Source organism: Leucobacter faecis (assembly GCF_054456635.2).
The window spans coordinates 58,662-75,234 of sequence record NZ_JBTJEP020000015.1; the positions used below are offsets into that span (position 1 = coordinate 58,662).

Annotated in this window: 15 protein-coding genes; 13 read left to right on the plus strand and 2 right to left on the minus strand. The window is 63.9% G+C overall.

The window, feature by feature from the left end:
* Window positions 1-2: 2 nt before the first annotated feature.
* The 4 genes from atpD to ACXR2T_RS11800 all read left to right on the plus strand — a co-directional run bounded on the left by atpD (window position 3) and on the right by ACXR2T_RS11800 (window position 3,459).
* On the plus strand, window positions 3-1,460 hold the full coding sequence (atpD, locus tag ACXR2T_RS11785; RefSeq protein ID WP_458816089.1) for a F0F1 ATP synthase subunit beta: 1,458 nt from the start codon (window positions 3-5) through the stop codon (window positions 1,458-1,460).
* A 3-nt stretch (window positions 1,461-1,463) separates the two neighbouring features.
* On the plus strand, window positions 1,464-1,724 hold the full coding sequence (locus ACXR2T_RS11790) for a F0F1 ATP synthase subunit epsilon (protein WP_458839507.1): 261 nt from the start codon (window positions 1,464-1,466) through the stop codon (window positions 1,722-1,724).
* Window positions 1,725-1,800: 76 nt separating this feature from the next.
* The gene (locus ACXR2T_RS11795) at window positions 1,801-2,577 is read left to right on the plus strand and encodes a YaaA family protein (protein ID WP_489945534.1); all 777 of its coding nucleotides are present in this window, start codon (window positions 1,801-1,803) and stop codon (window positions 2,575-2,577) included.
* A 66-nt stretch (window positions 2,578-2,643) separates the two neighbouring features.
* Window positions 2,644-3,459 carry a PP2C family protein-serine/threonine phosphatase gene (locus ACXR2T_RS11800; RefSeq protein ID WP_458839511.1) on the plus strand — a complete coding sequence of 272 codons (816 nt, stop codon included), beginning with the start codon at window positions 2,644-2,646 and terminating at the stop codon, window positions 3,457-3,459.
* Window positions 3,460-3,553: 94 nt separating this feature from the next.
* Here the strand turns inward: ACXR2T_RS11800 and ACXR2T_RS11805 are convergent, their stop codons facing one another.
* Window positions 3,554-4,894, minus strand: coding sequence for an aminotransferase class III-fold pyridoxal phosphate-dependent enzyme (locus tag ACXR2T_RS11805; protein ID WP_458839513.1), 1,341 nt, complete (start codon window positions 4,892-4,894; stop codon window positions 3,554-3,556).
* Between the two features lie 112 nt (window positions 4,895-5,006).
* On the opposite strand from ACXR2T_RS11805, the gene ACXR2T_RS11810 reads away from it, so the two are divergent.
* The 9 genes from ACXR2T_RS11810 to ACXR2T_RS11850 all read left to right on the plus strand — a co-directional run bounded on the left by ACXR2T_RS11810 (window position 5,007) and on the right by ACXR2T_RS11850 (window position 14,802).
* Entirely contained in the window at window positions 5,007-5,483 is a 477-nt protein-coding gene (locus tag ACXR2T_RS11810; RefSeq protein ID WP_458839515.1) for an OsmC family protein, read from the plus strand.
* A 56-nt stretch (window positions 5,484-5,539) separates the two neighbouring features.
* Window positions 5,540-7,126: a methionine--tRNA ligase gene (metG, locus tag ACXR2T_RS11815; RefSeq protein ID WP_458816101.1), complete on the plus strand. Its 1,587-nt coding sequence runs from the start codon at window positions 5,540-5,542 to the stop codon at window positions 7,124-7,126.
* Complete coding sequence (locus tag ACXR2T_RS11820; protein ID WP_458839517.1) at window positions 7,123-8,052, plus strand: TatD family hydrolase; 930 nt, start codon at window positions 7,123-7,125, stop codon at window positions 8,050-8,052. Before metG ends, ACXR2T_RS11820 begins: the two co-directional genes overlap by 4 nt.
* Entirely contained in the window at window positions 8,049-8,939 is an 891-nt protein-coding gene (gene rsmA / locus ACXR2T_RS11825) for a 16S rRNA (adenine(1518)-N(6)/adenine(1519)-N(6))-dimethyltransferase RsmA (protein ID WP_458839519.1), read from the plus strand. The genes ACXR2T_RS11820 and rsmA overlap by 4 nt, the downstream gene beginning before the upstream one ends.
* Before the next feature lie 129 nt (window positions 8,940-9,068).
* On the plus strand, window positions 9,069-12,029 hold the full coding sequence (locus tag ACXR2T_RS11830) for an exo-alpha-sialidase (protein WP_458839521.1): 2,961 nt from the start codon (window positions 9,069-9,071) through the stop codon (window positions 12,027-12,029).
* A 98-nt stretch (window positions 12,030-12,127) separates the two neighbouring features.
* Complete coding sequence (locus tag ACXR2T_RS11835; RefSeq protein WP_458816109.1) at window positions 12,128-13,060, plus strand: 4-(cytidine 5'-diphospho)-2-C-methyl-D-erythritol kinase; 933 nt, start codon at window positions 12,128-12,130, stop codon at window positions 13,058-13,060.
* Between the two features lie 55 nt (window positions 13,061-13,115).
* Window positions 13,116-13,799 carry a DsbA family oxidoreductase gene (locus ACXR2T_RS11840; protein WP_458839522.1) on the plus strand — a complete coding sequence of 228 codons (684 nt, stop codon included), beginning with the start codon at window positions 13,116-13,118 and terminating at the stop codon, window positions 13,797-13,799.
* A 28-nt stretch (window positions 13,800-13,827) separates the two neighbouring features.
* On the plus strand, window positions 13,828-14,523 hold the full coding sequence (locus ACXR2T_RS11845; protein ID WP_458839523.1) for a DsbA family oxidoreductase: 696 nt from the start codon (window positions 13,828-13,830) through the stop codon (window positions 14,521-14,523).
* An 84-nt stretch (window positions 14,524-14,607) separates the two neighbouring features.
* Window positions 14,608-14,802 (plus strand): hypothetical protein, encoded by a 195-nt coding sequence (locus ACXR2T_RS11850; protein ID WP_458839524.1) that lies wholly within the window; start codon window positions 14,608-14,610, stop codon window positions 14,800-14,802.
* Here the strand turns inward: ACXR2T_RS11850 and ACXR2T_RS11855 are convergent.
* Window positions 14,799-16,556, minus strand: coding sequence for an alkaline phosphatase family protein (locus ACXR2T_RS11855; protein ID WP_458839526.1), 1,758 nt, complete (start codon window positions 16,554-16,556; stop codon window positions 14,799-14,801). The two genes, ACXR2T_RS11850 and ACXR2T_RS11855, sit on opposite strands and share 4 nt — an antisense overlap.
* Window positions 16,557-16,573 lie beyond the last annotated feature (17 nt).

A 16,573-nucleotide genomic window follows, 5' to 3' on the forward strand; every position in this document is an offset into this window, starting at 1 on the left:
TCATGACCGAAACCGCCGCATCGGCGACAGAGGCCAAGGTGGTCGGGCGGATCGCTCGAGTAACCGGCCCCGTTGTCGACATCGAGTTCCCGCACGACGCGATCCCCGCCGTGTACAACGCGCTTGAGACGAAGGTTGACTTCGGCGAGGGCTCAGAAGCCTTCACCCTGGTGCTCGAGGTTGCTCAGCACCTCGGCGACAACCTCGTGCGCGCAATCGCTCTGAAGCCCACCGACGGTCTCGTCCGTGGCCAGGAGGTTGTCGACACCGGTAGCTCGATCACGGTTCCCGTGGGCGACATCACCAAGGGTAAGGTTTTCGACGTTGCTGGCAACGTTCTGAACCTCCCCGAGGGCGAGAAGCTTGAGGTTTCAGAGCGCTGGAGCATCCACCGCACGCCCCCCGCTTTCGACCAGCTTGAGTCGAAGACCGAGCTCTTCGAAACCGGGATCAAGGTCATCGACCTCCTGACCCCCTACGTTCAGGGTGGCAAGATTGGTCTCTTCGGTGGTGCAGGCGTCGGTAAGACCGTCCTCATCCAGGAGATGATCCAGCGTGTGGCTCAGGATCACGGCGGCGTTTCGGTGTTCGCTGGCGTTGGTGAGCGTACCCGTGAGGGTAACGACCTGATCCACGAGATGGACGAGGCCGGTGTCTTCGACAAGACCGCCCTCGTGTTCGGCCAGATGGATGAGCCGCCCGGGACCCGTCTGCGCGTTGCGCTGTCGGCCCTGACGATGGCTGAGTACTTCCGTGATGTTCAGAAGCAGGACGTGCTCCTCTTTATTGACAACATCTTCCGCTTTACTCAGGCTGGCTCTGAGGTTTCGACGCTGCTCGGCCGTATGCCCTCTGCTGTGGGCTACCAGCCGAACCTCGCCGATGAGATGGGTATCCTGCAGGAGCGCATCACCTCGACCCGCGGTCACTCGATTACGTCGCTGCAGGCCATTTACGTGCCCGCAGATGACTACACTGACCCCGCGCCGGCAACCACGTTCGCGCACCTCGACGCAACCACCGAGCTGTCGCGTGAGATCGCATCGCAGGGTCTGTACCCCGCGGTCGACCCGCTGACCTCGACCTCGCGTATTCTTGACCCCCGCTACTTGGGCGAGGATCACTACCGCGTGGCAACCACGGTCAAGCAGATCCTCCAGAAGAACAAGGAGCTGCAGGAGATCATCGCGATCCTCGGCGTCGACGAGCTCTCTGAGGACGACAAGATCACGGTGTCGCGCGCGCGCCGTATCCAGCAGTTCCTCTCGCAGAACACCTACATGGCGAAGAAGTTCACCGGTGTCGAGGGTTCGACGGTTCCGCTCAAGGAGACCATCGAGTCGTTCGACGCGATCGCCAAGGGCGAGTTCGACCACGTCGCCGAGCAGGCGTTCTTCAACGTCGGTGGTATCTCCGACGTCGAAGAAAAGTGGGCGAAGATGCAGAAGGACATGGCGTAAGTCATGGCACTCAACGTGAATGTCGTCTCGGCTGATCGCCAGGTCTGGACGGGCTCTGCCTCCCAGGTTGTCGCGCGCACGGTCGAAGGCGAGATCGGCGTGCTCACCGGTCACCAGCCGATGCTTGCCCTGCTCGCGCAGGGCGAGGTTCGCGTGACCCAAGACAACGGCAGCAAGATCGTCGTCGACGCCGAGGGCGGTTTCCTCTCGGTTGATCACGACACGGTTACCATTGTCGCGAGCAAGGCCGCGCTGGTAGCGTAACTTTCTCTCTCTTGAAGGCCGACCGCACACCTTACGTGTGCGGTCGGCCTTCTGCCGTCTCTCCCGAAAGGCCGTCATGCTGATCCTGTTGCCCCCTTCTGAAACGAAGCGCGAGGGCGGGTCCCATCGTTTCGATCAATCGAACCTGTTTGCTCACGACGCGCTCTCAGAAGCTCGGGCGCAGGTGCGTGCCGCACTCGAAGCCCTGTGCGCGCCAGACGCCGATCAAGAGGCGGCCGCGAAAGCACTCAAGCTCGGGGTGAAGAACCGCGGTGAGCTCGGCCACAATCTCGTGCTCACTACGAGCGGAGCGATGCCCGTTCTTGATCGCTACACGGGAGTCTTGTTCGACGCGCTAGATGCCTCGTCGCTCGACGCGGCGGCAAGATCCTGGGCGGCGGAGCACGTGCGGGTTCAGTCTGCGCTCTTTGGACAGGTGCGGGCCCTCGACCTTATTCCTGCGTATCGCCTATCCGCGTCATCGCGGCTCCCCGCACTGGGCGGCCCGCTGAAGCGCGTGTGGTCGGCGGCGCACGCGGCCGTTCCATCGAGCGCGTTTACGCTCGACCTGCGCTCGAAAGACTATGCCGCCCTCGCACCGCTACGCGCGGGGGAGGGGTTTTCGCTGCACGTCGTGCAACGAGGCGCAGACGGACAGGTGCGTGCGCTCAATCACTTCAATAAGGCTGCAAAGGGTGACCTAGTGCGCAGGCTTGCCACGACCGGGCGGCATATCGACAGCCTCAACTCGCTGCTCGATTGGGCCGCTGAACAGTCGCTTGAACTCACTCTCGTAGATGACGCGCTCACACTCGTAACAACGCTGGGCGCTCCGGCGCACGCGGGCGCATGAACCGATCGGTAGCCGCCGCTCGGTCAGGGCAGGATAGGATGAACTGATGTCTAACAGGTGCAAGCAATGACGGCCCGCGGAGAGAACGCCGCGCGGCGACGGCTGCGCTATCGCAGCGACGGCGAGCTCGAGTTAGACCTTTCATGGTTTGGGCTCACTGATGTCGGTCACAGGCGCGAGACGAACCAAGACAGCTACATCACGATGCCACCCATTTTCGCGGTGGCCGACGGTATGGGTGGCCACTCTGCAGGTGAGGTGGCCTCTGCGGCTGTCGTTCGCAGGCTCGCAGAACTGGGTGGTGCCGAGCTCGTCACTGAGTCCGACATCGACGCGGTGCTCGCCGATGCGGTGGAGGACATTGAGCTTGATGCGGGCGAGACGGACCTGGGCGCGGGCACAACGGTGACGGGCGTGAGTCTCGGCACCGACGATGAACCTACGTGGCGCGTGTTCAACATTGGCGATTCGCGGGTGTACCAGTACTTCAAGGGTGCGCTCAGCCAGATCACTGTCGACCACTCGGTGGTGCAGCACCTGATCGACACGGGCGCGATCACGCCAGAAGAAGCAGAAAGCCACCCGCACGCCAACGTCATCACTCGCGCGGTTGGGTTCGGTGAGGCGCCGATCCCCGATTACACGTCACTCGCATTGATCGCGGGCCAGCGGCTTCTCATCTGCTCAGACGGGCTCACCAAGGAACTTACCGAGGTGGGCATTCAGCACTTTCTGGCGACGTGTGAGACCGCCGAAGAAGCGGCACGCACACTCGTCGAACAGGCGCTCAACAACTCGGGGCGCGATAACGTGACGGTTATTGTCATCGACGTCCACGCCGTGGGCGATGTCGTCGACACGGGGCTTGTTCAAGCGCCGTAGCGCACGATGGGCACGCTCTGCGTGCCACGCACGGCAGATACGCGTAAGGGCCGCGCTACCGGTGAGGTAGCGCGGCCCTTACGCGATCCGGAGCTTACGCGGCAGTAAATGCCTCGTCGAGCACGCTGAGCACATCGGTGATGAGCTCATCAGTCATCTTGACCGAGGGCAAGAAGCGAATCGCCTGGTTGTAGACACCGGCCGAGAGCAGCAGCACGCCGTGCTGTGCGCCGTAGTCGATGACGCGCTGCACGAGCTCGGCGTCGGGCTCGAGCGTGCCGGGCTTGGTCACTTCGATGGCGAGCATTGCGCCGTGACCGCGCACCTCGGCGATCGCGGGATGCTTAGCCTGCAGCGCGCGCAGCCCCTCGCCGAACGTTGACTCGACACGCTTCGCCTCGAGCAGCAGCGCGTCGCGCTCGATGCTCTCGAAGACAGCGACGGCCGCGGCGCACGCGACGGGGTTGCCACCAAAGGTGCCACCCAGGCCGCCAGGCTGCGACTTGTCCATGATCTCGGCGCGGCCCGTGATGCCCGCCAGCGGGAGGCCACCGGCGATGCCCTTGGCGGTCAGTACGATGTCGGGCTGAATGCCGAACTGCTGGTACGAGAACATCGTGCCGGTGCGGGCCATGCCTGCCTGGACCTCGTCGGCGATGAAGACGACGCCATTGGCGCGGCACCACTCGACGAGCGCGGGCAGGTAGCCGTCGGCGGGCACAATGAAGCCGCCCTCGCCCTGAATGGGCTCAACGACGAGGCAGGCGAGATCTTCGGCGCCAGCGACCTTCTCGAGGTACGCGATGGTGCGCTTGGCAGCCTCAGCGCCTGAGAGACCGTCGTGCAGCGGGTATGAACCGGGAGCCTTGTAGATGTTGCCGGCGCGGGGGCCGTAACCGGCCGCATAGGGCGCCGCCTTGTGGTTCATTGACGAGGTGAGCATCGTGCGACCGTGGTACGCGTTCTCGAGCACGGCGACGCCGGGGCGGCCCGTGTGCTTGCGTGCGATCTTGACACCGTTCTCGACGGCCTCGGCGCCCGAGTTCATGAGCAGGGTCTTGTACTGCTCATCGCTCGAGATGGCCTTTGCGAGGTGCTCTGCCACCTCGACGTAGGGGGCGTAGGGAGTCATCGTGAACAGCGTGTGCGTGACCTTGCCGAGCTGCTCGGTGGCCGCCGCGACAACCGACTCATCGGTGTGACCGACCGTCATGACGCCAATGCCGCCGCACACATCAATGATCTGGTTACCGTCGACGTCAACGAGGATCGACTCGTGAGCACGGTCGATGTAGACGGGCAGCACGCTGTGCACCCCGGGCGGCACGACGGCCTGCCGGCGAGCGTGCAGCTCCTTCGATCGTGGGCCGGGGATCTCGGTGACGAGTCGGCGCTCTTGGGGAATACTGGTCTGCGTAACGATGGCTTCGCTCATACGCGCTAGCTTACTCCCGTCTCTTGGATGTTCGTGCCGGATCGTGCCGGGCGTGCGGGGGCCCGGGCGCCTCCTCGCGCCCGGCGCAAAACCAGGGCGGTAGAGTGACCGCATGAAAGAGCGTCACGAGTACACGGTCACCGTCGAGTGGGTGGGTAACCGCGGCACAGGCACGAGCGGATACCGCGCCTACGGGCGAGAGCAACTGATCCATGCGCCGCACAAGGCCCCACTTGAAGGGTCAGCAGACGCGACCTTTCACGGTAACAAGGAGCGCTGGAACCCCGAGGAGCTGCTGCTTTCGGCTCTTGCCCAGTGCCACATGCTGTCGTACCTGCACGTGGCGGTGCGTGACGGGGTCATTGTGACCGCGTACACCGACGCCGCGAGGGGCGTGCTGAAGCAGTCTGGTCTGGGGGGCGCGTTTGAATCGGCCACGCTGCGGCCGCGCGTGACGGTCGCCCACGCATCGATGGTGGCGGCCGCGCGGGCCGCCCACACCGACGCGCGGGCGTACTGCTTCATCGCGAACTCCGTGAACTTTGCGGTGCACCACGAGCCCGAGATCGTGGTCGAAGGCGAGAGTTAGTGAACCTGGCGTAACACGGGCGGGATCGGTCGTTACCACCAGATAGAATGGTCCCCATGCCCAATCCCTCCTCGTTTTTTCTCACGACGCCCATCTTCTATGTGAACGACGCACCCCATATTGGGCACGCTTACACCGAGGTGGCGGCAGACGTGCTCGCGCGGTGGCATCGGCAGGCGGGTGACGACACCTGGTTTCTCACCGGCACCGATGAGCACGGCCAGAAGATTCTGCGCACTGCCACCGCAAACGGCGTGGCACCCAAGGAGTGGGCTGATCGACTCGTCGAGTCGGCGTGGAAGCCGCTGCTCGATACGATCAACATCTCAAACGACGACTTCATTCGTACGACTGAGAAGCGTCACGAAGATGGCGTAGCCAAGTTTCTGCAAAAGCTGCACGATGACGGGCACGTGTACGCCGGCGAGTTTGAGGCCCTCTACTGTGTGGGGTGTGAAGAGTTCAAGCCCAAGAGCGAGATCGTCGATGGCGAGGGTGCCTTCGAGGGCGAAAAGGTGTGCTCGATCCACTCGAAGCCGCTCGAGCTGCTGCAAGAGAAGAACTACTTCTTTAAGATGAGCGCGTTTCAAGAGCGCCTGCTCGCACTCTACGAGGAGCGCCCCGACTTCGTGCAGCCCGCGAGTGCCCGCAACGAGGTCGTCGCGTTTGTGCAGCAGGGCCTCGAGGATCTGTCGATCTCGCGCACGTCGTTCGACTGGGGCATTCCGATTCCCTGGGACTCGGCGCACGTCACCTACGTGTGGTTCGATGCGCTGCTCAACTACGTCACCGCGATCGGTTACGGCCAGGATGACGAGAAGTTCGCGCAGCACTGGCCTGGCAGCCATCTCGTCGGCAAAGACATTCTGCGTTTTCACGCCGTGATCTGGCCCGCGATGCTTATGGCCGCGGGTCTTGAGGTGCCCAAGCACGTGTTCGCACACGGCTGGCTGCTCGTGGGTGGCGAGAAGATGTCGAAGTCGAAGCTCACGGGCATTGCACCGAACGAGATCACCGACACATTTGGCGCAGACGCGTTTCGGTACTACTTCATGCGTGCCATTTCGTTTGGCCACGACGGTTCGTTCAGCTGGGAAGACCTTTCGGCCAGGTACCAGGCTGAGCTCGCGAACGGATTTGGTAACCTCGCAAGCCGTGTGCTCGCGATGAACGCGAAGTACTTTGAGGGTCGCGTGCCCGCCGCTTGCACCGAGACCGCCGCCGACGCCGCGATTCGCGAACTCGCAGCGAGTGCCGCGCAGCGCGCCGACGAGAAGATCGAGACCTTCGCGATTCACGAGGCGATCGCAGCAGTCTGGGAACTCGTTGACGCGCTCAACGGGTACATCACCGAGCAGGCGCCGTGGGCGCTCGCGAAAGACCCTGCGAACACCGAGCGTCTGCAGACCGTGCTGAACACTGCAACCGAGGGGCTGCGTGCGCTCGCCGAGCTGCTCTCGCCGGTATTGCCCGAAGCAACGGTGAAGCTGTGGGCTGCACTGGGCGCTGAAGAAACGCTCGGCGCGCTTGACGCACAGCCGATCCGGAACGCGGGACGCTGGGGTCGCCTGCCCGCAGGTACCCAACAGCATCCGCTCGCGGTGCTGTTTCCGCGCATTGAGACGGAGGAGACGGGCAAGTGAGCGAAGCTTCGCGGCCCGACGCGCCCGCGGGCGGGCTGCGCAAGCGGTCTACCGGCGCGCGTGACCCGCGCGACCTCGAGCGCCCAGGGCTCCCCGAGCCGCTTCCCATCGCGGTCTACGACAACCACACGCACCTTGAGATCGAGGACGGCATCGACACCCTCGAGCCGCTCGAGTCTCTCGACCTTGCTGAGCGTTCGGGCGTGCGCGGTGTCGTGCAGGTGGGCACCGACCTCGACACGAGCCGGTGGAGCGCGCAGCTTGCCGCGAGTGACCCGCGGGTACTCGCGGCCGTCGCGCTGCACCCCAACGAAGCGCCCAAATTGTTTGCGCAGGGTAAGCTGAGCGCCCACCTGTCAGAGATCTCGCGTCTCGCGGCCGAACCGCGTGTGCGCGCCGTTGGTGAGACCGGCCTCGACTTTTTTCGCACGGGCGAAGACGGGCGTGAGGCGCAGATCGAAGCGTTTGAGACCCACATCGAGATTGCACAAGCCAACGGCATCGCGCTGCAGATTCACGACCGCGACGCGCACGATGAGGTCGTCGCGACCCTGCTGCGCGTAGGCGCACCCGCGCGCACTGTGTTTCACTGCTTCTCGGGTGACGCGAAGCTTGCTCGCATCTGCAACGAGCACGGCTGGTACATGTCGTTCTCGGGGACCTCGACGTTTAAGAACGCCCCGGCGCTGCGCGAAGCACTGCAGGTGGCGCGGCCAGAGCTCGTACTCGTTGAAACCGATGCTCCCTTCTTGACACCGGAGCCGCTGCGAGGCCGCCCCAACGCGCCCTACCTCATGCCACACACGGTGCGGCGCATGGCCGACACGCTCGAAGAATCGCTGGAAGAGCTGTGTGCCCGGCTCGTGGCCAACACCGAACGCGTCTACGGATCGTGGAGCGACACCCCTGAAGAAGGTGCAGTATGAGTGCAGATAGGCCCGCCCTGCTCGGTCCCGTCGAGGTGCGCGAGCTTGCCGAACGACTCGACGTGTCGCCCACGAAGAAGCTCGGTCAGAACTTTGTGATCGACCCCAACACCGTGCGCAAAATCGTGCGGCTCGCGGGAGTGCAGGCTGGCGACCGCGTCATTGAGGTGGGCCCGGGCCTCGGCTCTCTCACTCTCGGCATCACCGAGGTGGGGGCCGATGTGACGGCCGTCGAGATTGATCACCGGCTCGCTGCTGAGCTGCCAGCGACCGCGCGCACCATGCAGCCCGCAATCTTCGCCGATGAGGCGGCACCGCGGCTGCGGGTGCTGCGCAGCGACGCGCTCGATATCACTCCGGATCAGCTCGCGGCCCTGCCAGCGCCGCCCGAGGTGCTCGTGGCGAACCTGCCGTATAACGTGTCCGTGCCTATTCTGATGCACTTTCTCGAGCTTATGCCCCAGCTGCGGGCTGGGCTCGTTATGGTGCAGGCCGAGGTGGGGTACCGGATCGCGGCGGCGCCGGGCTCTAAGGAGTATGGCGCACCCAGCGCGAAGGCCGCGTGGTACGGCCCGTGGCGCATCGCAGGCACGGTAAGCCGGCGTATCTTCTGGCCCGTGCCGGGGGTCGACTCGGTGCTAGTGGGATACGAACGCCGAGCCGAGCCGCGTGGCAGCGAAGCAGAGCGCGAGGCGACTTTCGCGCTCGTGAATGCAGCCTTTGCGCAGCGCCGCAAGATGCTGCGCCAGGCGCTGCAGCCCGTGTTGGGCACGCTCGAGCAGGCCGTGTCAGTGATGAGCGTGGCGGGCATCGATCCGACCCTGCGTGCCGAGCAGCTGGGCATCGACGACTACCTGGCGATCGCCCGGGCGGCTGCACGCGTGTAACTTCCGCGTAGCGCTTCGAAGCGCTGGCCCGACGGCCGAAAGGCACGCCGGGCCAGCGCTTCTCTTGTGCGAACTTCAGATGTCTGACATCCTACGTCAGACACAGTTGTCTATTGAAAGGTTGCACCGTTGCCCTATCGTTCACATCTGCGCGTGCCCGTGAAGCGCTCGTTCAAACGCATCTGGGCGGGCGCCGCCACTGCTGCACTCGCGTGCGGCCTGGTCGCGACACCGCTCGGTGCGCCCGCCCCCGCGCAGGCCGAGAGCCTGCCCGCCTACCTCACCGACCCGACCGCTAGCCCCGGCACATTCACCTCTGAAAACATCGCGGGCGACCGCACGAGCGAGCAGTTCTTCTACCGTATTCCGGCGCTCGCATACCTGGGCGAGGGTGTGGTCGTCGCGGCTTGGGACGCGCGGCCGGGGAGCGCTGCCGACGCGCCAAACCCCAACTCGATCATGGTGCGTCGCTCCACCGATAACGGTAAGACCTGGGGCGAGTACCAGCTCGCGGCCGAGGGCCACGTGGGTGACGCATCGCAAAAGAAGTACGGCTACTCAGATCCTAGTTTTATCTACGACGCCGAAGCGGGCAAACTCTTCGCTTCGTTTGTGTACTCGCTTGACCAGGGATTCCACGGCAGTGGGTACGGGAATGACCCCGAGGATCGAAGTGTCATCGGCTCAGCGGTCATCGAGTCCGCCGACGGCGGTGAGACCTGGAGCGAGCCGAAGATCATCACCGAAGACATCAAGACGTCAAACGGCACGGTCGTGGATGGCAAGTACCAACCCGCAGAAGGCGATGTGAAGAGCCACTTCGCGACTTCGGGTGAGGGGATCCAGCTGAAGTACGGCGAGCACAAGGGCCGTCTCGTGCAGCAGCATGCCGGCCGCATTCGCCAGGCTGACGGTTCCGAGCCGATTCAGGCCTGGTCGGTGTACTCCGATGACCACGGTGAAACCTGGCAGCGAGGTGCCGCTACAGGCACGACGATGGACGAAAACAAGGTCGTCGAACTGTCTGACGGCACGCTCATGATGAACTCGCGTGACAGTAGCGGTGGTGGCCGCAGGCTCGTCGCTTACTCGAACGATGGCGGGGCAACGTGGGGCCCCGTGCAGCGTGAAGAACAGCTGCCAGACCCGACGAACAACGGCGCCATTACACGAGTGAACCCCGACGCTGCGGAGGGATCTGCTGACGCGCAGAAGCTCCTGTTCACGAATTCGAATTCGACGACCGCACGCGCGAACGGCGCCGCACGCGTGTCGTGCGATGACGGTAAGACGTGGCCGGGGCTGCGACAGCTCACCAACGGCAGTTCCTTTCACTACTCCACCGTCACTCGCATCGACGAGGGCAAGTTTGGAGTGCTCTGGGAGCGTAACTACACGAGTGACCTGCCCTTCAGCACCTTCGACGACGAGTGGTTGAACTACGTCTGTGCCCCGCTCGCCGTGGGCAGCGCGAACCTCGAACCGGGCGTCGAAACCCAGGTGCTGGTGACCGTGACGAACCAGGAACAAGAACCCCTTACAGGCATCGTCAGCTTCGCCGATCAGGCGGGCTGGACCTTTGCGAGCGATGGCACTGTGACAGCCCTCGCCCCCGGTGAATCGGTGGAGGTGCCGGTCTCCGTGACCGCACCCGCAGAAGCGCGTAATACCCAGCACCTCACGGCCATGTTTACCGCGGCCGACGGTCGCCTGAGCCAGGCTGCAGTGAAGGCTGAACTGCCGCGCCAGTCGACTCTCGGCCTGAAGTACGAACTCACCAATACCTCGCCCGCCCGCAATCTCGCCGAGAACCCGTATGCTGCGGGCGACACGCTGAGCTTCACGGTGCGAGTGACGAGCACGTCAAACGTTCAGACGACGGCGACGCCCGGCGAAGCGAACTTTACGACAGGCTTTGCGCCGACCGCATGCCGCTTCCAGCGGCTTGGAGCGGGGGCGGCGTATAACTGCGGCACGCCGAAGGTGACGCTCACCGAAGCAGACATTGAGCGCGGTAGCTTCACGCCAAACTTCGCCTTCACCCTGGCAGATCTCGAGGGCGACGCGGCCGACATCTCGGTGCCCTTCACCGGCGCTACTGTGCCGCTCGCCGACGGTGCTCTCAGCCTTGAGGTGTCAGGCGAGCGTAACGACGCAGGCCGAGACCTCGCCGCGAACCCGTATGTGGCAGGCGACCAAGTGCCTTACCAATTTACGGTCACCAACACCTCATCGGTGACCGCAGCGGTCGTGCCTACCGCCGGCAACTTTAAACCGTTTGTGCCCGCAGACGGGGCTGGCAACTGTCGATACAGCGTGCTGAACGCGGGCCAGTCGTACCCCTGCGCAACGCCGCTCCACGAAGTGACAAGCGAAGAGGCGGAGCGTGGATTCTTCTTGCCGCTCACCACGTGGGAGATGAGCGCAGGCGGGCAGACGACGCTGCAGCTCGATGTGACGGGCGACGAGGTTGACCTGGTCAAGCGTGCACCGGCGCTAAGCCTCGTGACCACGGGCAAGCTGGTTGATAATGACGGTGACGGCTACGCGTCGGTGGGCGACGAGCTGCGGTTCGCGACAGCGATCACGAACGCCGGGAACGTGCGCGTCGACGACGTGCAGCTCATCGCTACACAGGCGGCACGATCGGGCGCAGCTTCCCTCGCTCCCGGCGAATCGTTGACCGCTGAGCACGACGCCGTTGTGCTTGACGACACGCTTCTCGTCGAAGACAGCTTCACGTATCCTGCCGTGCAGGCGCTCGCCACTAACGGTCTTATCGAGGTAGCGTCCGAGGCCGACGCATCGACACTGGAACTCGTGCGCGCACCAGTGATAGAGAAGCCGGGCACGGGGAACCCGGATCCCGAGAAGCCGGGCAAGCCAGGCACCGGTAACTCTGACACGGACGCGCCTAACGGCGACCAGCAGGGGGCTGCCGACAAGCCAGCGATGGGCGACGATCAGCTCGTCGCTACGGGAGCAACGAGCAACTTTATGCTGCTGGCGGCGGGACTTGTAGCTGCCGTCGCAGGAGCAGTGCTGCTCGTGGCACACCGCATGCGTAAAACTCGCGCGTCGCGTTTGTAACCGGGCATAGGCCATACACGGCCGCCTGCGGGGCGCAGTACTGCACACCGCAGGCGGCCGTGTCATTTGTGGCCTCCAGAGTGCGCTAGCGTGTAGCTATGGGAGAGGTTCGAAAGCGATCAGTCACGGTAAAGGCGCCTGGCAAGATCAACGTGTTCTTTCGCGTAGGGGCGCTGCAGGCCGACGGGTATCACGACGTTGCCTCGCTGTACCAAGCGGTGTCGCTGTGCGAAGAAGTGACGGCAGAACACAGCGACGAATTCACGGTGCGCTTCTCGGGTCCGATCGATACGGCCGGGCTGCCGACCGATGACTCGAACCTTGCGGTGCGTGCCGCGCGCATGCTCGCTGCCTACACGCAGTACGAGGGCGGGGTATCGCTCACCATTTTGAAGCGGGTGCCCATCGCGGGCGGCATGGGAGGCGGCTCTGCTGACGCTGCTGCCACTCTGCTTGCCTGCGACGAGCTCTGGGGTACCGGGCTTGGTCGATCGGGCCTGTTACCACTCGCGGCCGAGATCGGGGCCGACGTGCCCTTTGCGCTCGAGGGCGGCACCGCCGTCGGTACGGGGCGCGGGGATGAGCTGAGCCCAGCACTCGCCAAGGGCACGTTTCACTGGGTGCTCGCGCTGTCTGACGCGGGCCTCAGCACACCCGTCGTCTACGACATGCTCGATCAGCACCGAGACCGACACGCGGGCGACCTCGGGCCACAGCCCGACCTGGTCAAGGTTGACACGGCGGTATTACAAGCCGTGCGCATCGGCGATGCCGACTCTCTTGCAGAGTCGATGCATAACGACCTACAAACGGCGGCTCTGAAGCTCGCCCCCGATCTGATGGAACTGCTCGAGCTCGGCGAATCGCGCGGCGCGCTCGCCGGCATCGTATCCGGATCGGGACCGACAGTCGCATTCCTGGCCCAGGACGCGCAGGCTGCATCAGAGTTGCGCGGTGTGCTCACGCGTGCCGGGGTGCGCGCACTCACCGTGACGGGCCCCGTGCACGGCGCCCGCGTCATCGAGGGCTGAACGCACCCGCCGAGACCCACGGAATAGTGCAACACGCCCGGCCGTTATATCGGGTATGAGCAAAGATGCTGCGGTGCCCAGTATTTCGGTTGATGCGTGGTTCGATGTGCGTTGCCCGTGGTGTTACATCGGCAAGGTGCGTCTTGATCGCGCAGTGACCCGGTTCCAAGCCAGGTATCCGGGCGCGCAGGTATCGATCCGGCACCGCAGTTTCTATCTCGCGCCCAACATGCCAGAGCGGTATGCAGGCGGTGAAGCCGAGTACCTGCACGAATTTGAGGGCGTGCCCATTGAACAGGCGCGGCGCACGCCCGCGGTGCTTGAGAAACTGGCGTCGAACGACGGGATTGCGCTCTCGTTCGATGGGCTGCAGCTAGTGAATACTCGGCCTGCACATCGAGTGTTTCAGTATGCCTCGGCCCACGGTGCGGGCGAGGCGTTTCTTGAGAGGCTGTTTACGGCGTACTTTGCCGAGCACCGAGACCTTGCTTCGGCCGATGTGCTCGGCCAGATAGCGGCCGCAGCCGGGCTTGATCGTGTGCAGGCAGAGGCCGCGGCGCGCGACGAAGCTTGGGATGCCGCGATTACGCAGCAGTGGCGTCGCGCGCAGATGCTCGGGGTGACGGGCGTGCCGTACTTTCTGTTCAACGCGACGTACGAGATTCGCGGTGCGATTGACGAGGGTGGTTTTGAAGCCGCGCTCGAACGCATACGGGAGCTCGAAGCTGCACGGGAATAAACGCGGCCTTGGCCGCGCTGCACCCGGTGTGACGAAAACGATACGCGTAGAAATTTGGTCTGACATTGCCTGCCCGTGGTGCTACATCGGTAAACACCGGTTTGAGGCGGGGGCTGCCGCCTTTCAGCTCCGTCACCCCGAGGTGAACTTCGACGTGACGAGCCACAGCTTCGAGCTGGCTCCCGACACTCCCGTCGACTACGCGGGCAGTGAAGTGGACTTTCTCGTCAAGCACAAGGGAATGCCCGCCGAGCAGGTGAAGCAGATGCTCGCACAGATGACTGAGCTCGCGGCTGGTGAAGGCTTAACGTTCAAATTTGACGACGTGAAACACGCGAACACACGCAGGGCACACCGCATGCTGCATCTTGCGCTCGAACGGGGCGTTCAGCCAGCAGCGCAGGAGCGCTTGTTCGAGGCATACTTCGCGCAGAGCGCTGACCTGTCAGACATTGACACGCTGGTGCGACTGGGCAGCGAAGCCGGGCTCGACGCCGATGAGGTGCGCGCGGCACTCGCAGACGAGGCCTACGGTGAGAAGGTAGACGCCGACATTACGCGTGCTCGTATGCTCGGGGTGCAGGGGGTGCCGTTTTTCTTGCTGCAGGGCAAGTACGGTATTTCAGGTGCGCAGCAGGCTGACGCCTTCGAAGGGGCGTTCGCGCAGGTACTCGAGCTTGAGGCTAAGAACGAGCAAACCCCACAAACGGCGCCAGCCGAATAGACCGCGCTGCCCGAGTAGCCCGAGTAGCCCGAGTAGCCCGCGCAGACCGAGCAACAATTGATCTTTCTGAAAGAGGAACACCCGATGACACAGAACACCCCCGGCACTGCGGCAGACCAGAACACCGAGCAGGCCGCCCCCAACCTCAACTCGGCCGCCAGCATTGCGGGCGCCGCCGCGTTCGCCGACGCAGAGGCCCGCGAGATTCTCAACCTGTTGGGGGAGGAGAGTGGCGAAGCCGCTGGCGGCTGCTGCGGTGGGGGCTGCTGCAGCGTTTAACCCCCACTCACGCCGAAAAGCCCCGTACCGTATTTGGTGAGCATTGCGTAGGCCGCACCAAACGTTTCGGGCGGGTTCGCCTTCTCCTCAGCCGTGCCGTATTTTTCGACGACGAGGCCGATAAGTCCTTTCGCCGGAGGGCTGAGGGGCCGTTCTGGGTGGGCTCGTGCGGGGTGCTCGGCTGCCTCGGGGTTCGGCGGCACGTATGCGGGGAGGGTCTGTGGCCAGTCGGCCACATGTCGGGCCGTCTTACGCGACAAAGCATGGGCTATGTTCGGCGCAGTGGCGTCTCGCCTGGTGAGTGGTTTGAACTGAAAACGCTCGGCCAGTGTCGCCGCGAGAGATCCGTGATGCATTTCCTTGCGAAACACGCTCCCGCGCTCGACGTGCGCCGACACGAGGATTGCGGGTACTCGACAACCCAACCGGTCAAAAGCGAATGACATCTCACCGGGGCCGTCGTTGTTCGGCGGAGTGGCCTCGGGCGGTGCAACATGGTCGTACGTACCGCCGTGCTCATCAAACGTTATGAGCATGGCGGTGTTGAGATAGTTGGATCCCGTGCGAGACATGCTGCCTCGTACCGCCGTGTAGATCTCGTGGATGAGTGCCTCGCCGGCGCGCACGTCAGACACAGCGCCGTTCCAAATGTCTTCTGAGCCGAGGTCACTCTCGTGTGGTCGCCCGACGGGGGGATGAAAGTCGTTGTGGTTGTAGATCATTCGGGGCTCGATGAAGGCGTAGTCGGGGAGGGTGCCGTTTGTGACGTCTTCGTGAAACTGCTCCATGGTCGCAAAGTGTTCGGTGTTCCAATATTGTTCGAGCACTGAAGCATGCAGCACGCCGGTAAACGAGATGAGCTGCAGTTTGTCGAAGTAGATGCGCCATGAGCGCCCCGCCTCTTCAAGCCTGTTGAATACCGTAGGCGTGGGGGCTGCGTCGAGCCATTTTTTGTAACCGCCGTTGTGCTGATTAGTAACGAAACCGTGCGATGTGCTCGCGTGAAAGAAACTGCGGTTGCAAAATGTCTGGCTGGGTACCGCGCAGAACCAGCGGTCAAACACGCCGAACTCACGAGCGAGCGTTGAGAGCACGGGCAGCATCCCTGGAGTGAATGCACCCATGATCTGGTCACGCTCTGCAGTCGTGGGTTTGCGGCCCTCCTGCTGCTCGAAATCGGTTTCGTAATCGAGCACGAAGCCGTCCATGGTGGGTGCTGCGCCCCGGCTGGGAGCGTTATAGGGCGGTGCCATCGCAGCGACCGCTTTGCCACGATTGTGGTCGTCGATCCGGCCGAAGAGCTGCGTATTGACGTGCGGGTATTCCTCGCCGGGATCGGGGTTGGGCTGCCCCATAATGTGGTCAGTGGCACCGCGATATGCATGGGCCGCGACGAGGGTTCCATCGGCGGCCGGATTCTCATGCTTTCCGTATGCGAGCCCCGCGAACTTGCGGTCGCGCGGCGGATTCGCGGGCGTATAGAGATAACCGAGCAGGTTGTCGAACGAGCGATTCTCTCCCATCACGACGACGAGGTGGTCGAATCCCGGGTCCCTGCGCGGTTTTGGGACGGCGAACTCTTCAGGAATGTAAGGGTTGCCCGCATCACTCGCTTGGCGAGCCAGGCCGATGCCCGCTGCTGTGCCGGCGCCGCCCACCGCCAACCCGGCAGCGAGCGCGCCACCGGTCTTTAAAAAGCCGCGCCGGCTGGGCCCTTGCCCGGGAGCGGAACGATCGAGGTCTTTCTCAGCCATGAATACACTGTGCCACA

What these genes read in the sequence shown, in the direction of transcription:
- atpD (WP_458816089.1), top strand. Translation starts at nt 3, where the DNA reads ATGACCGAAACCGCCGCATCGGCGACAGAGGCCAAGGTGGTCGGGCGG.
- ACXR2T_RS11790 (WP_458839507.1), top strand. Translation starts at nt 1,464, where the DNA reads ATGGCACTCAACGTGAATGTCGTCTCGGCTGATCGCCAGGTCTGGACG.
- ACXR2T_RS11795 (WP_489945534.1), top strand. Translation starts at nt 1,801, where the DNA reads ATGCTGATCCTGTTGCCCCCTTCTGAAACGAAGCGCGAGGGCGGGTCC.
- ACXR2T_RS11800 (WP_458839511.1), top strand. Translation starts at nt 2,644, where the DNA reads ATGACGGCCCGCGGAGAGAACGCCGCGCGGCGACGGCTGCGCTATCGC.
- ACXR2T_RS11805 (WP_458839513.1), bottom strand. Translation starts at nt 4,894, where the DNA reads ATGAGCGAAGCCATCGTTACGCAGACCAGTATTCCCCAAGAGCGCCGA.
- ACXR2T_RS11810 (WP_458839515.1), top strand. Translation starts at nt 5,007, where the DNA reads ATGAAAGAGCGTCACGAGTACACGGTCACCGTCGAGTGGGTGGGTAAC.
- metG (WP_458816101.1), top strand. Translation starts at nt 5,540, where the DNA reads ATGCCCAATCCCTCCTCGTTTTTTCTCACGACGCCCATCTTCTATGTG.
- rsmA (WP_458839519.1), top strand. Translation starts at nt 8,049, where the DNA reads ATGAGTGCAGATAGGCCCGCCCTGCTCGGTCCCGTCGAGGTGCGCGAG.
- ACXR2T_RS11835 (WP_458816109.1), top strand. Translation starts at nt 12,128, where the DNA reads ATGGGAGAGGTTCGAAAGCGATCAGTCACGGTAAAGGCGCCTGGCAAG.
- ACXR2T_RS11840 (WP_458839522.1), top strand. Translation starts at nt 13,116, where the DNA reads ATGAGCAAAGATGCTGCGGTGCCCAGTATTTCGGTTGATGCGTGGTTC.
- ACXR2T_RS11850 (WP_458839524.1), top strand. Translation starts at nt 14,608, where the DNA reads ATGACACAGAACACCCCCGGCACTGCGGCAGACCAGAACACCGAGCAG.
- ACXR2T_RS11855 (WP_458839526.1), bottom strand. Translation starts at nt 16,556, where the DNA reads ATGGCTGAGAAAGACCTCGATCGTTCCGCTCCCGGGCAAGGGCCCAGC.